19 protein-coding genes are annotated in these 23,408 nt (G+C 42.3%); 8 read left to right on the plus strand and 11 right to left on the minus strand.

The window, feature by feature from the left end:
* Window positions 1-40: 40 nt before the first annotated feature.
* Window positions 41-448, plus strand: coding sequence for a Dabb family protein (locus FHS10_RS04105; protein WP_259087867.1), 408 nt, complete (start codon window positions 41-43; stop codon window positions 446-448).
* A 710-nt stretch (window positions 449-1,158) separates the two neighbouring features.
* Here the strand turns inward: FHS10_RS04105 and FHS10_RS04110 are convergent.
* The 3 genes from FHS10_RS04110 to FHS10_RS04120 form a co-directional block, all read right to left on the minus strand.
* A complete protein-coding gene (locus tag FHS10_RS04110; RefSeq protein WP_259087868.1) occupies window positions 1,159-1,659 on the minus strand; it encodes a DUF5606 family protein in 501 nt (166 codons plus the stop codon).
* A 173-nt stretch (window positions 1,660-1,832) separates the two neighbouring features.
* Window positions 1,833-2,270: a peptidylprolyl isomerase gene (locus FHS10_RS04115; protein ID WP_259087869.1), complete on the minus strand. Its 438-nt coding sequence runs from the start codon at window positions 2,268-2,270 to the stop codon at window positions 1,833-1,835.
* Window positions 2,271-2,356: 86 nt separating this feature from the next.
* Entirely contained in the window at window positions 2,357-2,908 is a 552-nt protein-coding gene (locus FHS10_RS04120; protein WP_259087870.1) for a hypothetical protein, read from the minus strand.
* A gap of 261 nt (window positions 2,909-3,169) precedes the next feature.
* Between FHS10_RS04120 and FHS10_RS04125 the strand changes: the two genes are divergently transcribed.
* Window positions 3,170-4,351: an asparagine synthetase B gene (locus tag FHS10_RS04125; RefSeq protein WP_259087871.1), complete on the plus strand. Its 1,182-nt coding sequence runs from the start codon at window positions 3,170-3,172 to the stop codon at window positions 4,349-4,351.
* Window positions 4,352-4,567: 216 nt separating this feature from the next.
* On the opposite strand, the gene FHS10_RS04130 is transcribed toward FHS10_RS04125, so the two are convergent.
* From FHS10_RS04130 to FHS10_RS04155, 6 genes are read right to left on the minus strand one after another with little or no spacing between them, the layout of a single operon-like run.
* A complete protein-coding gene (locus FHS10_RS04130) occupies window positions 4,568-6,664 on the minus strand; it encodes a putative porin (protein ID WP_259087872.1) in 2,097 nt (698 codons plus the stop codon).
* Window positions 6,664-7,479, minus strand: a complete 816-nt coding sequence (locus FHS10_RS04135; RefSeq protein ID WP_259087873.1) for a purine-nucleoside phosphorylase — start codon at window positions 7,477-7,479, stop codon at window positions 6,664-6,666. The genes FHS10_RS04130 and FHS10_RS04135 overlap by 1 nt, the downstream gene beginning before the upstream one ends.
* On the minus strand, window positions 7,463-8,536 hold the full coding sequence (gene lpxK, locus FHS10_RS04140; RefSeq protein WP_259087875.1) for a tetraacyldisaccharide 4'-kinase: 1,074 nt from the start codon (window positions 8,534-8,536) through the stop codon (window positions 7,463-7,465). The genes FHS10_RS04135 and lpxK overlap by 17 nt, the downstream gene beginning before the upstream one ends.
* A gap of 29 nt (window positions 8,537-8,565) precedes the next feature.
* The gene (locus FHS10_RS04145; RefSeq protein ID WP_259087876.1) at window positions 8,566-8,892 is read right to left on the minus strand and encodes a DUF5615 family PIN-like protein; all 327 of its coding nucleotides are present in this window, start codon (window positions 8,890-8,892) and stop codon (window positions 8,566-8,568) included.
* Window positions 8,876-9,115 (minus strand): DUF433 domain-containing protein, encoded by a 240-nt coding sequence (locus FHS10_RS04150; protein ID WP_259087877.1) that lies wholly within the window; start codon window positions 9,113-9,115, stop codon window positions 8,876-8,878. Before FHS10_RS04150 ends, FHS10_RS04145 begins: the two co-directional genes overlap by 17 nt.
* A gap of 27 nt (window positions 9,116-9,142) precedes the next feature.
* The gene (locus FHS10_RS04155) at window positions 9,143-9,343 is read right to left on the minus strand and encodes a hypothetical protein (protein ID WP_259087878.1); all 201 of its coding nucleotides are present in this window, start codon (window positions 9,341-9,343) and stop codon (window positions 9,143-9,145) included.
* A gap of 129 nt (window positions 9,344-9,472) precedes the next feature.
* On the opposite strand from FHS10_RS04155, the gene FHS10_RS04160 reads away from it, so the two are divergent.
* From FHS10_RS04160 to FHS10_RS04175, 4 genes are all read left to right on the plus strand, one after another.
* The gene (locus FHS10_RS04160) at window positions 9,473-10,165 is read left to right on the plus strand and encodes an energy transducer TonB (RefSeq protein WP_259087879.1); all 693 of its coding nucleotides are present in this window, start codon (window positions 9,473-9,475) and stop codon (window positions 10,163-10,165) included.
* 1 nt (window position 10,166) lies between these two features.
* Window positions 10,167-11,078, plus strand: coding sequence for a serine hydrolase (locus tag FHS10_RS04165; protein WP_259087880.1), 912 nt, complete (start codon window positions 10,167-10,169; stop codon window positions 11,076-11,078).
* Between the two features lie 220 nt (window positions 11,079-11,298).
* Window positions 11,299-13,659, plus strand: coding sequence for a TonB-dependent receptor (locus tag FHS10_RS04170; protein WP_259087881.1), 2,361 nt, complete (start codon window positions 11,299-11,301; stop codon window positions 13,657-13,659).
* Window positions 13,660-13,697: 38 nt separating this feature from the next.
* Complete coding sequence (locus tag FHS10_RS04175) at window positions 13,698-14,222, plus strand: hypothetical protein (RefSeq protein WP_259087882.1); 525 nt, start codon at window positions 13,698-13,700, stop codon at window positions 14,220-14,222.
* 754 nt (window positions 14,223-14,976) lie between these two features.
* Here FHS10_RS04175 and FHS10_RS04180 read toward each other — a convergent pair.
* Window positions 14,977-17,526, minus strand: a complete 2,550-nt coding sequence (locus FHS10_RS04180; RefSeq protein WP_259087884.1) for a TonB-dependent receptor — start codon at window positions 17,524-17,526, stop codon at window positions 14,977-14,979.
* 656 nt (window positions 17,527-18,182) lie between these two features.
* A complete protein-coding gene (gene leuS / locus FHS10_RS04185) occupies window positions 18,183-21,053 on the minus strand; it encodes a leucine--tRNA ligase (RefSeq protein WP_259087885.1) in 2,871 nt (956 codons plus the stop codon).
* 472 nt (window positions 21,054-21,525) lie between these two features.
* Here leuS and FHS10_RS04190 point away from each other — a divergent pair, with 472 nt between their 5' ends.
* Complete coding sequence (locus FHS10_RS04190; RefSeq protein WP_259087886.1) at window positions 21,526-22,320, plus strand: hypothetical protein; 795 nt, start codon at window positions 21,526-21,528, stop codon at window positions 22,318-22,320.
* A gap of 288 nt (window positions 22,321-22,608) precedes the next feature.
* Window positions 22,609-23,388, plus strand: a complete 780-nt coding sequence (locus FHS10_RS04195; protein ID WP_259087887.1) for a hypothetical protein — start codon at window positions 22,609-22,611, stop codon at window positions 23,386-23,388.
* The last annotated feature ends 20 nt before the right edge of the window (window positions 23,389-23,408 follow it).

Below are 23,408 nucleotides of genomic sequence, written 5' to 3' on the forward strand. Positions count from 1 at the left end.
TTTCAAATAATTCTTACCTTAAACCATTATTTAACCTGTAATGAAATCAACAAGAAGAAAATTCATAACCACTACGGTCGCCCTGGCAGCAGGGACAGCTGTAGCATCAGCAATGCCCATGATAGATCAAAAAGAAGAATGGCCGGTAATACACCATGTGTTTTTCTGGCTCAAAAACCCAGGTTCAATAGAGGATAGGGACAAGTTAGTTGCTGGCGTTAAAACGCTTTCAAAAATAGAAACCATCAAAAAACTACGTGTAGGTGTTGTAGCCAGCACCGAAAAACGCGACGTAGTTGATAACAGCTGGGCAGTATCCGAATTGATGTTTTTTAGCGACCTTGCCGGCCAGGCTACTTATCAAACCCACCCCATCCACCTGGAGTTTATTAAAAACTGCAGCCACCTTTGGGAAAAAGTGATTGTGTATGATGCGATTGACGCGTAAAAAAAATCAACTTTATATCATTGCGTGTTCTTAGTTCCTGAACTCTGAAAGGAAAATGATAATATAAAACCATGTCATTGCGAGTTGTAAAATCCGGCGGACTGTGAAGATGGAAATGACGTAGATCGCATGGCGGCGAAGACTCACCCGCCAGCGCTACGCGCGGCACCCTCTCTTCGGCTTCGCCGGAAAGAGGGTTTTGAAGATTTTTTTGTATTTATATTACTTGTAATCAATTGATTAACTATTAAAACCCCTCTTTCCACCGCAGGTGAAGAGAGAGGGTGGCGGGCGCAGCCTCGCCGGGTGAGTCTTCGCCCGCGTTCAAAGCCAATGTTTGTGTAAAGTACAAAACGTTTGTCATCCTGAACGTAGTGAAGGATCTTCTTCGTTAGAAAAGTCTGCAATTAGCAGGGCGAAGAAGATCCTTCGTTACTGCCAATGACAAGTCTATAACTTGCTGATTATTAGTACTATTTTTACTTGTTATTTTCAATGTGATTATTTGCGCGCAAATAAAAATTACTCAGGATGACAAACTCTTACGTCATTTCCACCTTCAGAGTCCCCGGATTTTATAATTGGCAATGACATGATGGATTTGTCGACGGTAAGAACAAAGTCACGACAATCTTCATGTTTGGCTCGCAAAACCCTCCAACAAAAAAGCCCCGGAAAAACCAGGGCTTTTGTATTTTATAGTAAAATGCTTATGCTTTTTTAGCAGGCGCTTTTTTAGCTTTTGCTTTTGGCGCTTCAGCAACCAGTTCCGGTTCCGCAGCAACAACTTCAGCAACCGGGGCTTCTGGTGCAGGGGCTTGGGTTGGATCAACTTCATCAAATAATGGCAACTCTTTCAGGAGATGGAACCATGAAATGATCTTTTTCATATCAGAGGCATAAACTTTCTCCTCGTCATGCTCGGGTGCTACTTCGTAAAAGAAGGCACGCAGCGTTTTACCATCAGCCTTAGCGTCGGGAACTTTTGAAGCCGATTTCATTTGCTCAAAAACATCAGTCAGCCTGATATCATCCTCGGTACCAAAAATGGTGATCTCGCTCAGGGCGGCTAATTTAGCTGTAGAAAGATTTGCTACCAGCTTTGTTTTTTGAGCATCAAGGCTCTCCAGTACATAACCGGTTTTATTTTGTGCCAAAGCTCTCCACAAGCCCGGTTTGCCGGAAACGGCTACAATTCCTTGTAAATTCATGTTTATTGGTTGATTGGGTTGGGGTTAAGTTGATTAAGTTAGATTGAGTTGATTAAGTTGATTGAATTGGGCTAAGCTGTACATTAAGTCTACCAGGTTTTGTAACTCTAACCTTTCAACTTATTCTAACTCAATCAACCATTCACTTAATCCAACTTAATCAACCTACTCAACTATTCCTCTATTACTTCGATGCTTAAAATTTTATCGCCCTGGCGAATAGCGTCAACAACGTCAACGTTTTCAATCACTTTACCAAATACAGTGTGGTTACGATCTAAGTGAGCGGTGTTGGTACGGTTGTGGCAGATAAAAAACTGTGAGCTACCAGTATTACGACCAGCATGAGCCATTGATAAAACACCACGATCATGGTATTGGTTGTCGCCGGTTAATTCGCAATCAATTTTGTAACCTGCACCGCCTGCACCAGTACCGGTTGGATCGCCACCCTGTACCATAAAGTTAGGGATAACACGGTGAAAGATAACACCATCGTAAAAGTTTGAACTTGCTAATTTTTTAAAGTTAGCTACGGTATTTGGGGCATCATTGTCGTAAAACTCTACGGTCATGTCGCCTTTTTCAGTTTTGATTATTGCTTTGCTCATTTTATTGATTGTTTTTTTGAAAACAGTTGGCAAAGGTAATAAAATTGAGGTGAAAGGGAAAAGACTTTGGACTTGAGAATTGAATGTTACAATACGGGAGGATTAAACACTAATATCAAAGTCTTACTTTTTTTAATATACTTCAAAGTACCATTTCTGTTATAATTAAAGATCATAGTTTGGGTAAAATCCTTATTCATATTATTCTTGATCTTTTCAAGATTTGAAATAAACCAATATGCACCATTTTTGCCCCCCATTGCAAGGGCAAACCAAGCAACTTTGGCTAATTCGGCTTCATTAATTATTGTATCTGCATTAAAATTAAACATCCATTTTGCCAATATCAATTCTTCGGGTTGACCAACTAATTGTACATTACTTTGATTTGCATTAGTCGCTATGTAGTTGGGGAGCTTCTTTATGTCTGTAGCTTGTTTAAAAGACAGCTCATCGGCTGCTTCTGCTATTATTTTTATTAAAGAGTCCCGATGTATTTCCAATCCGGGCTTAACAGTTGGAGGGTCGCCTTGAGCCTGCATGCCCGGCGCACTTTTTGAAGTTTGCCCACTTGCAGATAAACAATATAGAAAAAACACTAAAGTAAGTAATGTAATAATTGAATTTGGCGCTTTCATCTATGTTGGATATGGGTTGGAGGTGAAGCTAAAATAATATTAAAAATCAATTCTTATCAAATCGATTGTAAATATCAGTAATACCTCAATTGTTTATTCGTTACATTTGATAATCCACATTTATAACAACGCCGAATAGTGATTCATCAACCATATAAAAAGCACCTTTCGCCTTTTACCTTTCGCCTTTTACCTGCTTCATTGCTTTTTGCCTTTCTGCTTTTACCTCTCCTAACAAAGGCTGCTTCCATCCTTATCCCTATGGATGATGAGCAAAAGGATCACCTTAAATCATATGGGATCGCTTTTTTGGCCTTAAAGAACGGCGAGGAAGTAGATTGGCTGCTTAACTACCACGGCGGCAGCTTTATGATGAAGTACGATCAAAAGATAGAGGAAGAATGTAAGATTCGTGGGGTAAGCTACCAGGTACTCGCCGACGCCAAGGTTAACGAGATAGTAACCGAAGTAAGCGATCCGTCTGTGAACATGGATTTGGTAAAGCTGGAGAAAGCGCCTAAAATGGCCGTTTACTCGCCCAAAAATAAACTTCCATGGGATGATGCTGTTACATTGGTGTTAAAATATGCCGAGATCCCTTACGATGTAGTTTATGACGAGGAAGTTGTGCGCGGCGATTTGCCCAAGTACGACTGGCTGCACCTGCACCACGAGGATTTTACGGGCCAGTACAGCAAGTTTTACGGTGCCTTCAGGTTTGCGCAATGGTATACTGATGATGTTAAGGGGCAGGAAGCTTTGGCGCATAAGCTTGGCTTTAAAAAAGTATCACAAATGAAACTGGCAGTTGCTAAAAACATTCGTGATTTTTGTGCGGGTGGCGGCTTTTTGTTTGCCATGTGCTCGGGTACCGATACCTTTGATATCGCCCTGGCATCGGCCAATACCGATATTTGTGAACGGATGTTTGACGGCGATGCTGCCGACCCCGACGCGCAATCAAAACTTGATTTCACACAAACTTTCGCGTTTCAGAATTTTACGCTGGATATGAACCCGATGTCGCACCAGTTTAGCAACATTGATGTAACCACCACCCGGCAGGTTGAGCGCACCCGGGATTTTTTTACGCTGTTTGATTTTTCGGCCAAATGGGATGTGGTACCCAGCATGCTCACCCAGGATCATGACAAAGTGATCAAAGGATTTATGGGCCTTACTACCGCCTACAACAAAAATATGCTGAAACCCGGTGTAACCATTATGGGCGAAATGAAAACTGCCAACGAGGCCCGCTACATCCACGGCGAGTTTGGCAAAGGCCAGTGGACCTTTTACGGCGGCCACGACCCTGAGGATTATCAACATGCCGTAGGCGATCCTCCTACCGACCTTAAATTGCACCCCAATTCGGCAGGCTACCGGTTGATATTGAATAATGTGCTATTCCCGGCGGCTAAGAAGAAGAAACAAAAAACGTGATTTTAGTAGTAAGATTTTTTTGATGTGCAGATATGCAGATTTCAGATGTGCAGATGATTTTGTCTGAACCCGGATTAAGCAGATTCATCAGATTTGTAAGATTTTGATTTGCATTTGACCCTACATTTGCAAATAATAGTAGAAGTAGGAAAAGCGCGAACTTTTTTAGAATGAGACAAGCGTCTTAACTCTTGATTCTTGTCTCTTGATTCTTTTTTAATTAAAAAACGTCCAGCTTACACCAAACTTCAACAGGTGGTCTTGCATGGGATAACGATTCACCGTGTAATAACCGCGGCTTTGCAGGCCCTGGTTGGCATAATCATAGGCCAGGAACAAGTTGGTGCGCTGCAGGGTGGCTTTAAAATAAACCGATGCTACGGGATACGATGAAAAAGTAATATCCGGTCCGTTATAAAACTGGCCTATACCAACGGCGTATGATGGTGCTACGTAAGGCGTGTTGTAACGCACGCTTACCCCAATATTTGATTGCAGCACATTAAAAAAGGTTTTAGCCACATACAGGTTACTATAGGTATAAAGCTCGGGCGTGCGTAGCGTTGATTGATAATCTGTTTTTTGGTAAACAATGTAGTTATCAAAATGCAGGCTGCGGTATTTTAAGTTTTTACCCACGCTTACCTTAAGCAGGTTAATATCATTACTTAGCTGCACCGGATGCGCGTCATTACCGCCGGCCTGGGCTGTAAAATACAGGTAGCCGGTTATCAGGAAATACTCGGCCTTGATATCCAGTTGCAACGGGTTATTGATATAAGTAAAAGACGCGCTGGTGGTTTTGGTGTTATCAAAACTATTATGGAAAATATAATGGTTTGAGATCCAGTTGGTATAAATGAGCGGCGGTGAACTGTTTTGCGAATAAGCTTCTAAAATTATCTTACCCGCCTTATCATTCCCGGCAAGGGTAAGTTTGGCACCGTAGTAGTAATCGCCAAAATCTCGGCCCTGGGCAATCTGCCTGAAATCGGCATCCAAGCCTATCCTATCGCTAAAACGGTATCCCAGTTTTGCTTTAAGGGTGATGTCCTGGAAGGTATTGTTCTGAACTTTATTTTGGTGAATATACTGGTATCCGTATTGGTTAAGCAAGGTATCGCTCACGTACTGGGCGTAATTATAAAAATCATGCACCAGGCCCAGGTCAAGCTTCACCTCATTTTTCACAAACTTTACCGATTTACTCCGGAGGTAAAAACTATAGGAAAATTCGTTTTGAATATGCGTTACCACTAACGAATCCCTTGAACGGGTGCTACTGTAATAATAATCAGGGAACACACCATAAGTATCAGGCTGGTTTGTTTGCAGGTAATTGTATTTGCTGCTTTGTACAAACAAAGTATGTGCAACACGTTGCGTTGGCAAAATTTTAGAATTTACCTTGCCTTTATTCAAACTGTCAATACGGCCCAGGTAGTAAAATTGCTTAACGTATAAGCTTTTATCACCCCAGTTTGTGTAACTGTTAGGTAGGCGTACCTGTGCCGAGTTTTTGAAAAACAGGCTATTGGAGGGCGCGGTATATATAGAATCGTTGAGGATAGACCCCGTTTCCGGCGCTTTCAGGTTATTATAAATGATATTGGCCAGCAGGTTATACCGTTTGCTTTTTGATTGATACCAGGTAAATAAAGCCGCGTTAACATCACTCACGTTTTGCTGTAAAATGCTGCTATAACTATAATATCCTCTTGAACCGTTAAAGTTGAGGTTAAAGCCCACGTTCCAGTTAGGCTTTATATTTTGGGTATGCAATATTTTAAATACCTGCTCGGCCGAACTGCCGAAGCCGTTGAAGAGCGTAAGATTGGTATAGGCTACCCGGGCGTTGTAATATTTAATATCCTGCGGTCGTAAAGCGTAAACATCTAAGGCGCGCAGTCCGACATCGAAACCGATGGTTTGGCTTGGCTCAAACAACAGGCTGCGCTGCGATACGCCGTTGTACCCCAGGCTGATCTTAGGGCTACGCGGATTTGTAAGCGGACTAAAATTTTCAAAATTGTACAGGCCGGTATCCAAAGCAAAGGTTTGCGTGCTATCGCTCAGGAAACGTTCCATCGTTACCCTGATAAATTTGGAGCTAAAAACAACCGAGTCCCTTTTATTGTCTTCCTTTTTGCGCAGGCTATCCAGCAACTCATCGTCGGTTACTTTCTTCTCCGTCCTAACCGTATCACGGGTAGACAAAGGCCTTCCCCGGTTAGTCTGTCCGTATTGCGCAAAAGCCGATTGTACGCCAAGGCACATCAGTAACAATAAAATATATCTAACCTTTTTACGCATTAATTGCCCGCTATCAGATTTTTGAGGATCAGGGTAAGTTTTGGTTCAGCTTCTTCGGCCACCCGAATTATTTCTTCAAGCGATACAGGTTCCAATACATCGGTAAAGCCTTCGTCTGTTAACACAGATATGGCAAATACCGGGATGCCCATATGATTTGCAACTATAACTTCGGGTACGGTGCTCATACCAACAGCGTCGCCGCCAATAATCCTTAAGTAAGTGTACTCGGCCTTGGTTTCTAAATTAGGGCCGGTTACAGCAACATAAACTCCCTTATGGCAGGTTATATTGTTTGCCGCTGCAATAGTTAATGCTTTATCAATAAGTGTGCGCTGGTATGGCTGGCTCATATCCGGAAAACGCGGACCAAGCTCTTCATAATTCCTGCCCACCAGCGGATTTTGCGGCTGCAGGTTAATATGATCGGCAATCACCATCAGGTCGCCTTTTTTGAAATCAGAATTAAGTGATCCGCTGGCGTTTGATACATACAGGGTTTTAATGCCCAGGTATTTCATTACCCTAACAGGGAATGTAATTTGCTGCATGTTGTAACCTTCGTAATAATGCAAACGGCCCTGCATAGCTACCACCTTAACGCCACCCAAGGTGCCAAAAATCAGTTTACCGGAGTGAAACTCCAATGTAGAGATCGGAAAATCGGGGATGTTGGAATACATCAATTGTTTTTCAACCACAATTTCCTTAACCAGCCCACCCAGGCCAGTGCCTAAAATTATACCCACTTCGGGCTCAAAATCGCCAATACGGTTTTTAATATACCGGGCGGTGCTTTCAATATTGTCTAACATATTCGGTTACTAAATTATCAAACTGTTGCCTGCCATCATTTAAAAAACTAATGCCTATAGGTAGTATCAAAACAGGGAGCTTTTTTACGGCTGGCAGCAAAGTCTGTTCCCCTAAACGCTGTGCATCCTTTTCTGTTGTGATAACTATCTTTTTTTGTGATGTACAGGTCGCGAAATCATCGGCAAGTTTACTGATATTTTTTAAGGTAAACTGGTGATGATCGGGATATTTATGGTGATGAATACTTGTGGTAAGTTTTTTTAAATGCGATAACAATGGCGTGGCATTGGCTATGCCGGTAAGCAAAAACACGGTGGTATGCTCGTCAATAGTATAATAAACCGTGGCGTTATCCATATTATGAAAAGCCAGGTAGCTTATCGATGTAAAAAACAAATGCTGATGTTTAAAAGGCTTGATGTGATTTTTTATGAGGGCTATCTCCTCATCGGCCAGCGTTACCGGGCATTTGCTGATCACAATAACATCCGCCCTTTCGCGGCCACTAAAAGGCTCGCGCAGATTGCCGGCGGGCAGCATTAACCTTGGTTCGGTAAGTCGCCCATAATCAAACAATAAAATACTAAACCCTGGCTTTAAGGCCCGATGCTGAAAGGCATCATCAAGTATAACAGGGCGGTATTTATTGTTCAATTGTTCTATCCCTTCAACCCGTTTTTCGCAAACTGCCACTGTAACAGTGGGGAACTTGTTTTTAAATTGGGCTGGTTCGTCACCCACCTTTTCCGCATCGGCGGGGGTATTGGCCAATAAAAAGCCCTGGGTTTTACGACCGTAACCACGGCTAAGGGTAGCTATTTTATACTGATCTTTAAACAGGCGGATGAGGTATTCGGTCATGGGGCTTTTGCCCGCACCGCCTACATCAAGGTTGCCTACTACAATTACCGGCAGATTAAATTTTGTGCTCTTAAACGCGCCGGCATCATACATCCAGTTACGGATACTAACCACCAGGCCATAAATAAGCGAGAACGGAAATAAAAGCAGGCGCAGGTATTTCATATTTGGTGTAAAGATATAACGTAAATACATAAATATGTATTTATGTATTTACGCGACTGCTAAGATATCAGGATAATGGGGCCATTTAAATAACCGTCGGTATTCAAATGGTCTTTTATCTTAGGAGTGAGTTTGGTTAATTCCAGGTAAGTATTTATTGGCGCGGAAAGAACAAAGACAGTAATTGTATATTTTTTGAAATTCTGCTGATACTGAAGATTTTTATCGAAGGTTAATAACGCGTCAAAATTTTCGGCTATCAAAAGCTTAAGCAATTCACCATTTTTTATACCGTTCCAGCCTTTATCGGCAACGGTATAAATTTCGTGATCTATAAAATCGAGTTTAAGTTTTTTAGGAAGGTTTTCGTCAAGCAATAGCTTCATAAAATTTAGCTATATTTTTTGAAGTGACCAAACTATTGGCGATATCTAAAAGAGAGACAGCTTGTTCTTTACTTACAGAAGGGAAATCATCTAAAAAATCATCCAAAGAAACACCCGCCTCTAAATGATCAAATAAGGATTCAACAGGAACACGTGTGCCTGTAAAAACAGGCTGTCCTCCTAAAATATCGTTATCAATGTTGATGATTTTTTGAATATCCATGTATAAAGATACAAATATTTGACTTTACTAACCTATTATGTAAATACCCTCAACAGTTTTTTTGAGAACGTTGATTATTCCAGGAATCGCTTTTAAAAGAACATGGTTCATTTTGGCTAAAGCCACTTTGTGTATTGTTATTTTCCGCCCCATAAATGGGACGGCAATGAATATAAAGATGGCTTTGAAGTTTGGCTTTCTATTCATTGCCGTTTTGGCTTTAGCCAACGGTTAATAGAAGTATCCAGAAAGATGGCTTTAGCCAAAAAATGCTGATTTGAATTTCCAAACCTATTTCCCTGATTTTAACAGCCGTTATACTTAATTTTATTTAAATTAGTTTTCATAATAAAACCTATGGAACCGCTGCAAAATATCCGACTTACTTTTAAATGTCCCAAAACGCTGGCCGAGCTTACACCTTGCAACAGCGATTGGTATTGTAAGGGCTGTCACAAAGTGATCAGGGATTTTAGGGGGATGAGCGAGGCTGACATTATAAGCAGTATAGATTTTAGTAGCAAAATGCATTGCGGCATATTTTATGCCGATAGGATAACGTATACACCACAGCCTAAATGGCAGCGATGGCTATCTGCCTGCTTAATGGCTGCAGGCTTAACTACGCTACATAATGTTGTACTTGCCCAGCAAAAGAAAGCATCGACAAAACCAGCACCTGCAATTACAAAACCAATTGTTGATACCGCCAAAGAGCAGGCTACCGTAGGCGTATTTATCACGCTTGAACTTCAGCCGGAATACCCAGGCGGTATTGCAAAATTCCATGATTATATTGCCCAAAATCTGGATTTAAAAAACATAGCCATATCCGGAAGCAAAAAAGGAATAGTACAATTCACCGTTGAACGCGATGGATCACTAACCGATGTTAAAGTGGAGAGGAGCATCAGCCCTGAAATAGACAACCAGGTTACACTGCTTATCAAAAAATCATGCCGTTGGAAACCCGGCATCCAAAATGGCAGGCCCGTAAAAGTAACTTATGCCGTACCTATCACCGTTGACCTTGCACCCGAATCAAAATAAAATGATAAAAATTAAACTCGCAGTTCTTTTCTTATTTATTACCGTTGCATCCTTCGCCCAAACCGATAAAAAACTAACTACCAAAATAGCTGAAGCAGTTAAAGGTTTTCATGGGCAGGTAGGCATTTATGTACACAACCTTAAAACGGGGAAAACGGTAGCATTAAATGCCGATACCCTTTTCCCAACGGCCAGCATGATCAAGGTGAGTATTCAATGCGGTGTAATGGATAAAATTGATAAAGGTGAGTTAAAATATAACCAGAAACTGGTTTACCGCGATTCATTGCTATATGCCGGCGAAGACATCCTGGGTTCTTTTAAAAACGGTGATACCATACAGCTAAGCAAAGTTGCCATGCTGATGATCACCATGAGCGATAACACAGCAAGTTTGTGGCTGCAAAAGCTTGCGGGTAGCGATTATATTAATGACTGGCTGCAGCAAAACGGTTTTAAAGTTATGCGCGTTAACTCCAGGGCTACAGGTAGGGAAGCCATTCGCAAAATATATGGCTGGGGTGTAAGCACCCCTTATGAGATGTGCCGGTTGTTTACCATGATCAGGAATGGCGAGGCTGTGAGCCCTGCCGCCAGCGAGCGCATGTACCGCAATATGGGCCGTATTTATTGGGACGAGCACGCATTATCGCAAATTCCGCCATATGTGCATACCATCAGCAAGCAAGGCGCTGTGGATGAATCACGATCTGAAACCGTATTGGTAAACGCGCCGCATGGTGATTATGTATTTTCTATCATCACCAACCACAATGCCGATCAAAGCTGGGGAGCCACCAATGAAGCCGGCCTGCTTATCAAAAAAATATCGGCCCTGCTATGGCACTACTACGAACCCGCCAGCAACTGGAAACCTGCCGAAGGGGTAGATAAATTTATGCTTAACGAGTAGGTCATTGGTCATTTCGCTACGCTGTCATTAGTCATTAGCTTTTGCAAGTGGTCTATAAATAGCGCTCAACGAGCAATTCACTAATGACTAATGACCAGTGACTAATGACTATTTTTAAGTAATATTTCCGTTTGGGTTGCCGTTAATTGAGGGTTCTTTATTATTATTGGCAATTATATCCAATGTGTGTAAAATACACACCCCAGTTACAACCAAACAAATGAAAAAAACACTTACTTTTATTGTATTATTACTGCTTTGTATCTCGGTACAGGCACAAAACACCGCCAGTATCAACGGCACCGTAACAGACCGTAACCGCCAGGCTATAGCGAGGGCATCGGTTTACCTGCTCAATACCAATTATCGCACTATTGCTGATAAAGAGGGCAAATTCTCGCTGAAAAACATTACTTCAGGCACCTACATCCTTCACATTAGTGCTGTTGGCTTTGCCGCTAAAAATCAATCGATTGCAATTAATGGTAGCGCACAGGCAGTAAGCATAAACCTGAGCGACGCCAGCAACCAGTTAGATGAGGTTACTGTAACCGCTCAAAAATATGAAGAAGATGCCCAAAAGGTGCCTTTCAGTATTTCTACCTTAACAGCCAAACAAATAAAAGATTACGGCCTTTGGGATTTGAAAGATCTTACCGCCATTGTTCCTAACTTAAACTCGGCAGGGCCTGGTGACGCCCGTACTGTGAGCGGCATCCGTGGTGTTGTTACCACATCTTATGATCCGGCTGTGGCTACTTATGTCGATGGCGTAAACCAATATGGCCTGGATACTTACATCCCACAGTTGTTAGATGTTGACAGGATTGAAGTATTGCGCGGTCCGCAGGGCACGTTATATGGCCGTAACGCTACAGGTGGCGTTATCAACATCATCACCAAACAACCCAGCAATACAGTTAGTGGCTTTGCAGGCCTTGATTTTGGCAATTATGGGCAACAACGTTATACGCTGGGCATTAAAGCACCGTTGATAAAAGATCGCTTATTTTTAGGTGTAGCAGGCGTATATTCTGGCTTTAATGGTTTTTATACAAACACCTTTAACAATACCCATTTTGATAAACAACACTTCTTTTTGGGTAACTATTACTTAAAATTCCTGGCGACATCAAAATTGGCGTTCACCTTGAATGTGAAGAATTATAACAACCGCAATAATGGCGCATTTACACTGGCGGGCTCGCCTGCGGATGCTTTGGCCAACCCCTACCAGGTTGACCAAAATGCTACCACCAAAATGATTGATAATACCTTCCAAACTTCTTTGGCTATCAACTATACCGGCAGCAACTTTAACTTTACGTCGCAGTCATCATACCAGGTAAATAACCGCTATTACACTACACCTATCGATGGCGATTTTTCACCTATCGACGCCGTATCCGTGATCAACAACTATGGTGGCGACTGGAACAAGGTGCGTACCGGCATCCAGGAGTTCAGGTTTACATCGCCGGCCTCATCAACTTCCAAACTAAAATGGACAGCCGGTACTTATGGTTTTTACCACTACGCGCCAAACAAACAAGGCACTTACTTTGGTGCCGATGCTGCAGCCGTAGGATCACCAATTTCCAACTTTACCAGCATCAATACCAATACAGATCGCAACTTCGGCTTAGCAGCTTACGGACAGGTTACTTATGCTTTTAGCGCGCAGTTTGATGTTACTGCCGGTTTGCGTTATGATTATGAGCATAAGAAAGAAAATATTGAAGGCGAGTTTAAACCAGATGGCCAGGATGCTGTTGTAACCCGCTCCGATACCTCATCAAAGGCTAACTTTAGGGCATTTTCACCAAAGTTGAACATTGCGTATCACCCGTCAACCAATAATGATTTGTACGCCACCTATAGCCGTGGCTTTAGGGCTGGTGGCATTACGGAGTTAGGGTCCGACCCATCATCGCCTCCCTTGTATACTTTTAAACCAGAGTACAGCAACAACTTTGAGCTTGGTTCAAAAAACAGCTTCTTTGATAATAAACTACGTGCCAACGTTGCGCTGTTTTATACCCGCATAACCGATGCACAGGTACCAACATTGGTATTGCCGGATGCTATTACCATCACCAAAAATGCCGGTAAACTAAGCAGTAGGGGGGCCGAACTGGAATTGAACGCCACTCCAATTAAAGGCTTGTTGATTGATGAGAACTTTGGCTACACCCACGCCCGTTATACCGATTTAGCTGTTGGCAATAACGGCGAGGTAGTTAACCTTAAAGGTAACAGGCAAATTTACACCCCGAGCGTTACCAATATGTTTGCCCTGCAATATGGTTATGCTTTAAACGATAGGTTAAAAACCAGGTTAGTAGCCCGCGGCGAGTGGCGTTTATTGGGCAATGAATATTTTGATCTGGCTAACCAGATTGAGCAAAAAGCCTACAGCAAATTCAACGCCCGTGTAGGTGTCGAAACAAAATGTTTCAGCCTGTTTTTATGGGAAAGTAACATCGGCAACAAAAAAGCCATTGATTACGCCTATGATTTTGGCGCAACGCACTTAGGTAATCCGCGTACTTATGGGGTATCTTTAAGTACCAGCTTTTAAATAAATAGAATTAAATTTAGGGTGTAAAATCCTAAACAATGAAAAAGATAATTTTTATGATTGGGCTGGTTATTACTTCAATAACCAGCCAACAATCCCATGCTCAGGTAATTACCAAATATGGCGATAATGTAAGCACCCTTGATGGCATCATGAAAGCCTATTACGATGTAGTAACCGTTAAAAAAGGCGAGCAGGTTTATTATGAACGCGACAGCTTGCTGCACATTGCCGATGCACACGTAGGCTCGGGCTATATTGATAAGCAGGGCAAGCAGCGTTTTAACTACATGACACTTAAAAAATATCACCAGCTTTCTGATGCATCACTATCCCGTGATGGCTTTGACGAGCGGGAGATTTTGCGCAAAGTAGAACACTTTGGCAGCATCTATCACGTGTTTAGCACTTACGAATCGCGTAACAGTAAAAACGGACCAGTTATAGAACGTGGTATCAACAGCATCGAACTGTTTAACGATGGCACCCGTTTCTGGATCCTGGCCTGGTTTTACGAGGGCGAACGTAAGGATAACCCAATACCAGCGGAGTATTTAAAATAGAATCAAGAGGTTAGAGTCAAGAATTAAGACAGCTTCAAAACAATGGTAAAGGATAACATCAATTAAAAAACCATGTCATTGCGAGTTTCTAAATCCGGGGATGTGAAGGTAGAAATGACAATATAAAGCCATGTCATTGCGAGGAACGAAGCAATCGCGAACTCTGCAAGTCCGTCCTGTAGAGCATGAGATTGCTTCGTTCCTACCCATGACGTTTTGTAAAAAACGTTTGTCATCCTGAACGTAGTGAAGGATCTTCTTCGTTAGAAAAGTCTGCAATTAGCAGGGCGAAGAAGATCCTTCGTTCCTCAGGACGACAAACTCTTACGCTATTTCCACCTTCAGAGTCCCCCGCATTTTATAACTCGCAATGACATGATTGACTTGTCATGGGTAACTTGTTTCGGGGCCCCCACAGGACAGGTTACCCGAATGATGTATACTCAGCGAGTGGGGTGCTGAAACAAGTTCAGCATGACATTGGGTTTCAATTCGCTTTGTCATTTCCACCTTCAGAGTCCCCCGGATTTTATAACTCGCAATGACATGATGGATTTGTCATGGGTAGCGCAGCGTGGCAATCTCTTTACCATACAGGGCGAATATGAATAGCTACGAAATTGCTTCGTACCTCGCAATTGACAATGCGTTTATAGGTAATATTCTAAAATACCATCAAAAAAGGGCCGGAAGATCAACTCTCCCAGCCCTTATATTTTTTGTCTTAATTCTTGACTCTAATATCTTGACTCTATTAACGTCCTCCAGTTGGTGCGCCACCGCCATTACCGCCCTGGTCGCCTTGTTTCTGATCGTCATTGTTAACGCCTTTTTTCTGTTGTTGCGGGTTGCTAAAGCTTAGCTTACCAAAGCTGTAGCTAAATGTAATACCGAACGAACGGAAAGGAAACGCGGTTGAGCTTTTGTAAGAGAACGCCTGGTTGCTGATGTTTGAATCAAAATGTTTATCTCTTGCAAATGGCTGCACTGTATTAAAGCCAATAGCCAGTTTTTTATCCATAAACTGTTTCTTTAACCCAAACGCGTAGATACCGAATGCCGGGTTAGTTCCCTGTATAGTGCGGCGGGCCGAATTGGTAAAGCCAAACAACTCTGCAAGAAAGTTATGCGGAAACTGGTAAGATGCGCTTCCGAATGCTGAATATTGGAAATAAACACCTGTTTTTGAACCAATACCTGCATACTCAGGAAAAATAGTTGGATCATAAGTATAAGCGTTGATGCTTGCTCTTATGGTTAATGGCTTAACCGGGTTTATCGACCCAAAGAAGCTTGCACCAAACGAGTTGTTTTTACCAATATTATTGTACTTGGTACGGGTAGCTGTTACAGGCACCATGTTAATGGTATCCAACACCGGCGAAGCTATACCTTCAATCAGGTTGTTGGTGTTTTTATAATAGATAGAAAAGTTAAGTACAGATGATTTAACAAATTTATTGATGTTTAACTCTACAGTTTGCGATACCTCTGGTGCCAGGTTAGGGTTACCTACACTTTGGCTTTGTACATTGGTACGGTTAATAAACGGATTTAAAAACTGTAAGCTTGGCCTTTGAATACGTTTGCTGTATGACAACTTCAGCGTTTGGCTACCCAATTGCTTTTGTATGGTTAAGCTTGGTATATAAGTAGTATAACTTGAGTTAAACGGACTTAGCACCTGGAATGACGACCCTGCTGTTGAAGCATCCTGGTAAGGGTTCTGCGGATCGCCTTTTATACGGGTGTTTTCAACACGGCCACCTACCAATACCGAATAGTTTTTTGGCAACGTGAAAGTTAATACGGTATAACCCGCGTATACATTTTGGTTGTAATCATAAAGGTTTGAGTTCACTACGTCCCTTATTGGGTTATTACCCTGGTCGTCCGTATTAAATACATCGTAGTTACTGTTTATGCGCCTTTGAATAGTTTTACCACCGGCTTCAATTTTTACAACTTTATTTACAGGTAGGGTATAATCGGCCTGGAAAGTGTACTCGTTGTTTTTACCATTGTTATCACCCATTTGATCCGGATTTTTAGCGGTAAATAAACTGGTATAATCGGTAGTGATCACACTATGGCTCCACTGGCCAGATACTACCAACTCTTCACCCTCTTTGTGAAATTTGTGGGTGTAATCAAGGCTCCAGTCAAAACCACCGAAGTGATTATGCGACTTGGTGGTTGTGTTATACTGGCTGTGAACGCCGGCCGAATCTGACTGGTTTAAACCGGTACCATCGGTATTAAAACCACCATCGTTAAGCCTGAAGGTAGAGTTGATGCTATTAAAGGCATTAAACTCATAACCCATGGTCACAGAACCAATTGCGCCATGCCTTTTGATACGGCTTGATGAATTGTTGTAGTTATGTACCAGCACATCCCCGGTTACCGGGTTTTTAATTTCCTGATCGGTAGTAGTTAATGACGTTTGCGGCCAGGTTAAGTTGCCGCCCGCGTTAATACCTAAGCTAAACCTGTTTTTATTATAGTTTAAGTTGATGTTACCGTTATTTTGACGGGTACCCACACCTCCGCTAATAGAACCGCTGATACCGGATACATTTTTTTGTTTGGTGATGATGTTGATGATACCACCAGAACCTTCGGCATCATATTTAGCAGATGGCGAGGTAACTACCTCAATACTTTTGATCTGATCGGCCGGGATGGTTTTCAATACATCTGATAAACTGGCCGATGTAGCACCTGATGGTTTACCATTGATCAATACTTTCACGTTTTGATCGCCACGGATAGATACATTACCGTTAATATCTACGTTAACCAACGGAACCTTTTGCAACACGTCTGTAGCGTTGCCACCGGCAGATGTCAGGTCTTTTTCGGCGTTGTAAACAATCTTATCTATTTTGTTTTCAATTAGCGGTGCCTGGCCAACAACATTTACAGTTGCAAGCGCATGCGCGCCCGGAGAAATAAAAACATTGCCCAATTTATTATCGGGTTTTGAAGCTGTGGTAGTTACAGGTTCAACTATTTTGGTAGGGTAACCAATGAAAGTTATTTTAAGGCTGTAAGTACCTGGCTTTACACCATCTATTTTAAAGTTGCCTTTTTCGTCGGTTAAAACACCGTTTAGTGGCGATTTTCCGCCTACGCGGTATAAGCCAACGGTGGTATAATCCATTGGCTTTTTAGTAATTGAGTCGATAACTGTACCGGAAATGCGACCCACAATATTGGGCCCGCCACCGCCTACCCCAAACTGGGCCTTGGCCGAAAGCGCGAAACAGAAAAATGCTATAAGTATGTAAAAACGTTTCATTTATGTTTATTTTGGTAATTGGAGGCGAAAATACTTTAAATGTTACAGGGCAAATCCTTATTTTTTTGATAAAGTATCAATTGTCATGTACATGTTACACTATGATGATAATTGGTAAATACTATTTAGAAAGGCTATTAATAAGCCTCTCCCTTTTGATGGTTTTGTGATTTACCGGGATGATCAACTTATTGGTTGAGTGTCTTTTATGATGATAAGATATACTATAGATAAAAGATTTAGGCTGATATTTCAGCTATTATTGTGGATGGTTTGAACTCTACGTATTTCAAAAAAATTTCCCATCCCGGGGCACTCACCCTGCTAATCGCAGTCTTTTCTATAGAAGAAGATCATTCGTAAATGCCCATGATGTATTGTAAAAATGATTGTCATCCTGAGGCACGAAGGATCTTCTTCGCCCTGCTAATTGCAGACTTTTATAGTGCAGAAGATTCTTCGTTCCTGCCAATGACAAATACAAAAATATGTCATTGCGAGCGCAGCGTGGTAATCTCGTCGCCATACAGAGCGAATATGCATGGCGACGAGATTGCTTCGTTCCTCGCAATGACAAGGGGGCGATGTTGTCATTTCCACCTTCACAATCCACGGATTTTACTACTCAGAATGACAGGGTGGAGATGACAGCCTTTTTACACCACCATGTTCACAATTCTACCTTTAACAACAATCACCTTTTTGGGGGCTTTGCCATCCAGGTATTTTTGCACGTCGGCGTTGGCCAAAACTGCCGTTTCTATTTCTTTTACATCAAGGCTTAATGAAATGTTAAGATTCATTTTCATTTTACCGTTAATGCTGATAGGGTATGCAAATTCATCCTCAATTAAATAGCTGCTATTAAACTTAGGGAACGGCGCGTATGATAATGTGCCTGCCTGGTTACCCAATAAAGTCCACAATTCCTCGCAGATGTGCGGAGCGTATGAGGATAAGATGATCACCATATCCTGCAATACGGCGCGGTTGTTACATTTTAAGTCGGTAAGTTCATTTACGGCAATCATGAAGCTGGATACCGAAGTATTGAACGAAAAACGTTCGATATCTTCCTCTACCTTGCGTATGATCTTGTGTAATGATTTCAACTCGGCTTTTGACGGCTCGGCGCCTGATACGCTAAACTCCCAGGCATCATTATGAAATAATCTCCAGAATTTACGCAGAAATTTAAATACGCCCTCAATGCCATTGGTATTCCATGGTTTGCTTTGCTCCAACGGACCAAGGAACATCTCGTACATGCGCAAGGTATCGGCACCGTAACGGCCAATGATATCATCAGGATTTACAACGTTGAACTTCGATTTTGACATCTTTTCAACTTCAACACCGCAGATGTATTTACCGTTCTCCAGGATAAATTCCGCAGTTTCAAATTCAGGGCGGAACTTTTTAAACTTATCAAGATTTAAAATTTCGTTCTCTACAATGTTCACGTCAACATGCAAAGGCGAAGTTTTATATTCTTTGATCAATCCGTGAGATACAAAAGTGTTGGTACCACGCCCTTCTTCATCTATCAAACGATAAACAAAGTTGCTACGGCCCTGGATCATTCCCTGGTTAATTAGTTTTTTGAAAGGCTCTTCCTCCCCTACTTTACCAATATCCTTCAAAAACTTGTTCCAAAAGCGGCTGTATAATAAGTGACCGGTAGCGTGCTCGCTGCCGCCTATGTACAAATCCACGTCTTTCCAATAAGCAATAGCCTCTGGCGATGCAAATTCCTGATCATTATGTGCATCCATATAACGGAACCAGTACCAGCTACTGCCAGCCCAACCCGGCATGGTCGAAAGTTCGTAAGCGTAGGCAGCATCATCTTGATTCTTGACTCTTGATTCTTGACTCTTGTAGCTCCAGTTTTCTGCCCTTGCTAACGGCGGCTCGCCGCTTTCAGTTGGCAAATATTTATCTACTTCGGGCAATAACAATGGCAAATGACTTTCCTCAATTAAATAAGGCAAACCTTCTTTAAAGTAAACCGGTACTGGTTCGCCCCAGTAACGCTGGCGGCCAAAAATGGCATCGCGCATCCTGAAATTCACTTTTGCTTTGCCAGCGCCTATTGCTTCTAATTTGGCAATAACGGCGGCGGTACCTGCCTTATAATCCAACCCGTTCATAAATTCCGAGTTGATGTAGGTACCCTCCTTGGTTGGGTCGGCTTCAGCTTCTATTTTTTGTATGTCGATGATCGGCACTATTGGCAAATCAAAATGTTTGGCAAATAAATAGTCGCGCTGATCACCGGATGGTACGGCCATTACCGCGCCTGTGCCGTAACCCGCCAGCACATAATCTGCAATCCAGATCGGGATTTGCTGCCCATTAAGCGGGTTCAATACATAGCTGCCGGTAAACGCGCCAGATACCGTTTTGGCATCGGCCATCCTATCCAGTTCCGATTTCTTTTTAGTTACAGCGATATAAGCGTCAATATCGGCCTTCTGCTCCGGCGTTGTCAGCGAAGCCACCAATTCATGCTCGGGAGCTATCACCAAAAACGTAACACCGAAGATGGTATCAACACGGGTGGTGAAAACCTCGATGAATCTTGGCTTCTGAGTTGTGTGGTCTGACGTCCGAGTTCTGGCCTCCGACCCCACACCTCCGATCACAGATATAGGAAATTTTACCGACGCACCCGTACTTTTGCCAATCCAGTTGCGCTGCATTTCTTTCAATGGCTCGGGCCAGTCGATGCTGTCGAGGCCTTGCAACAGGCGCTCGGCATACGCGGTGATGCGCATGCTCCACTGCATCATTTTCTTTTGTTCAACAGGGTAGCCTCCGCGTTCGCTGAAGCCGTCTTTTACTTCGTCGTTTGCCAATACGGTACCCAAGGCCGGGCACCAGTTTACGGTGCTTTCGCGAAGGTAGGTAAGGCGGTATTTCAATAGTTCGGACTGCTGCTCCTGGTTGCTCATCACTTTCCATTCATCAGCAGTAAAACTTAAAATTTCTTCATCACATACGGCATTGATCCCTACAGATCCGTTTTGCTCAAAATGCGCTACCAATTGGGCAATGCTTTCGGCTTTGGCCGCATCCTTATTATACCAGCTGTTAAACAGCTGCATAAAGATCCACTGCGTCCACTTATAATAATCGGGCGAGCTGGTGCGCACTTCGCGGCTCCAATCAAAAGAGAAACCAATCTGATCTAACTGACGGCGGTACGTAGCAATATTATCCTCGGTTGTTATCGCCGGGTGCTGACCGGTTTGTATAGCGTATTGCTCGGCCGGTAAACCGAAACTATCGTAACCCATAGGGTGCAGCACGTTAAAACCTTTAAGGCGCTTGTAACGGGCAAAAATATCAGATGCAATATAACCCAGCGGATGGCCCACATGCAGCCCCGCGCCCGATGGGTAAGGGAACATATCCAGCACATAATACTTGGGTTTGCTGCTTTTATCCTCGGCTTTAAACGTTCCGTTCTGGGCCCAAAACTGCTGCCACTTTTGCTCTATATCTTTAAATTGATAGTCCATTTTATTGTTTACACGTATGAGGTTGCGAAATTAAGAAAATCTCTATTAGTATGGTAGTTTATTGATGATTAGTTGAGCCCCTCCCAACCCTCCCCGGAAGGGAGGGCTTAAAAATTTCTTAAAGTCTGCCCTACCGGGGCTACCGTGTGTACACATCTTCTGAAATCGTATTACTAAACAAAAACGATGTCATTTCGAACGAACCGGCAGGGATTGCGCGCCGGGGTGAGGAGAAATCTTATAAAAGCGGACATTCAGCCGTGCAAGACGTATAAGATTTCTCCTCGCAGCCTCGCTTTTTCCCTACCCGGCTCGTTCGAAATGACATTTTTTTTGATGAAAAGATGTGTACATACAGTAGCCTACCGGGGAGATTTAGAGGGGCACACCTCAGAACATCAAAAAGTGCCAACTTATTTTTTTATTACACGTATATAGGGTAGATTTATACAAAATTTTAAACCTTAAATAAATGAAACCCAACTACAAATTTATATTTATAGCCCTTGCAGGCATAGTTTTAACTTATGCAGGCTGTAGCAAATTGAAAGATGACGGCACTGCCAATACCAGTACGGTAAGCACTAAGGTAGTAAACGCACAAATGGCCTCAACCCTTAGCGAAGCACTTTACGGCTCCGAAGGCGGTTTCAGTATTTCTGATGGATTGGATTATCCAACCAATATTGATTTTAAAGTAAAAGGCAAAGCCAGAATTGAATCAATTCATAATTTTGGTTGCGGGTTTAAAATTGATACCACGTTTTCGGCAAGCCTGGGCGATAGTGATACTTCCAAATTGGATATCTGGGAAAAAATTAACTACCAGGTGGCATGTACAAGCAATAAAATATCGAGCGTAAGCATTGCCGATAGCTTAAACTTAGTTATAGTTGGCGGCGGTAATCATATTACCGAAAAATACGGCAAAAACTTTTTGTTGAAAAGCCTTAATCCTGGTGTAAGTAATACCAAACTTCAGTTAGATGGTAAGTTAAACTTATCGGTTAACGGCACTTACAAAGAAGGCACTGCAACAAAAGCCATCAGCGCGACATTTAGCTTTAATTTATCCGCACTGACCATCGATCGTTCAAAAGATGCGGACATCACCGGTGGTTCAGCAACTTTTTCAACCAAGGGTACTTATGACAAAGGCACCTGGAACTACTCGGGCACAATTACTTTCCTTGGCGATCATAAAGCTAAGATCACCATCAATGGCGAAGTAACCACCATCAATGTAAAAACAGGCCAGGTAGTGTAACTTTGGTTTAAACATAGTGCATCCCCATTGCCCCTGCAAGGCAACGGGGATTTTCTTTTTATACCGAATTCCTACAATTCAATACGGGCAAATAGTTCCCCATTTTTGTAGAAAAACAACCCCTAAGCATCAAAAACCAATTTCAGTTGCGTTAAATACCCATTAACCTTCAATTAAATAATTAATTTATTTAAGGTACAAATTATATCCATCATGAAGCGTGCAGGTAAGTGGTATGCTTGTTGCCGCCTACGGTAACCAGTAATTAATAATCTTATCTATACCTTTATGAAATTAAATTTACGCGCTGCATTACCTCTATTAATGGGAGTTGCCGTTTTTTACTCGGCCTGTCAAAAAAACGGAGCCAAACCACAATCAACTACTACAACACCTTCAGTTAACCAGGCAAGTTCTGCTATTGGTAAAAACCTTGCACAATCATTAGTTGGCGCATTTGGCGGTGCCAGCATTAAAGATGGTGTTAACCCATCAACAACCTTTAAAGCACCTTCAAAAATTAAAACCCAAAGCAATGATTATGGCTGCGGTTTTTATACCGATACCAGCTTAAACCTTGTTTGGAACCAGGGTGATAGTTTAAAAGCTACCAAAAGCGGCGGCTACAGTTACTTTTTTGTTTGCAATAACAATGCAACTATTGGTTATAACCTGGTAGATTCTATCAACACCGCGGGCAGTGGTCCGGGTTATGCTTATGTGTATGATGTTGTTCAAAAATATACCGTGCGTGGTTTAAACACCAACAACTCAAACTTCTCATTAAACGGTACAATGAAATCATTTACCGATAATCATTACACCAAACCCGTTTCTTTTGCATCGGTACATGTTACTTATTCCTTTACAAACCTGTATGTACACGGCGATGACTCATTTGACATCACCAGTGGTAATGCAACATTTGTATCAAAAGGCACAACCAACGGTGGCGGCTGGGAATACAGCGGCACCCTACGTTTCCTGGGTAACCACAAAGCGCAAATGACTTTCTTAAACCACGAATACCTGGTTGACCTTACTACCGGCGCAACTACCCCTAACTAATTAACACTTTTCATAATAAA

This window comes from Mucilaginibacter dorajii (genome assembly GCF_024808255.1).
Taxonomy (GTDB): Bacteria; Bacteroidota; Bacteroidia; order Sphingobacteriales; family Sphingobacteriaceae; genus Mucilaginibacter; species Mucilaginibacter dorajii.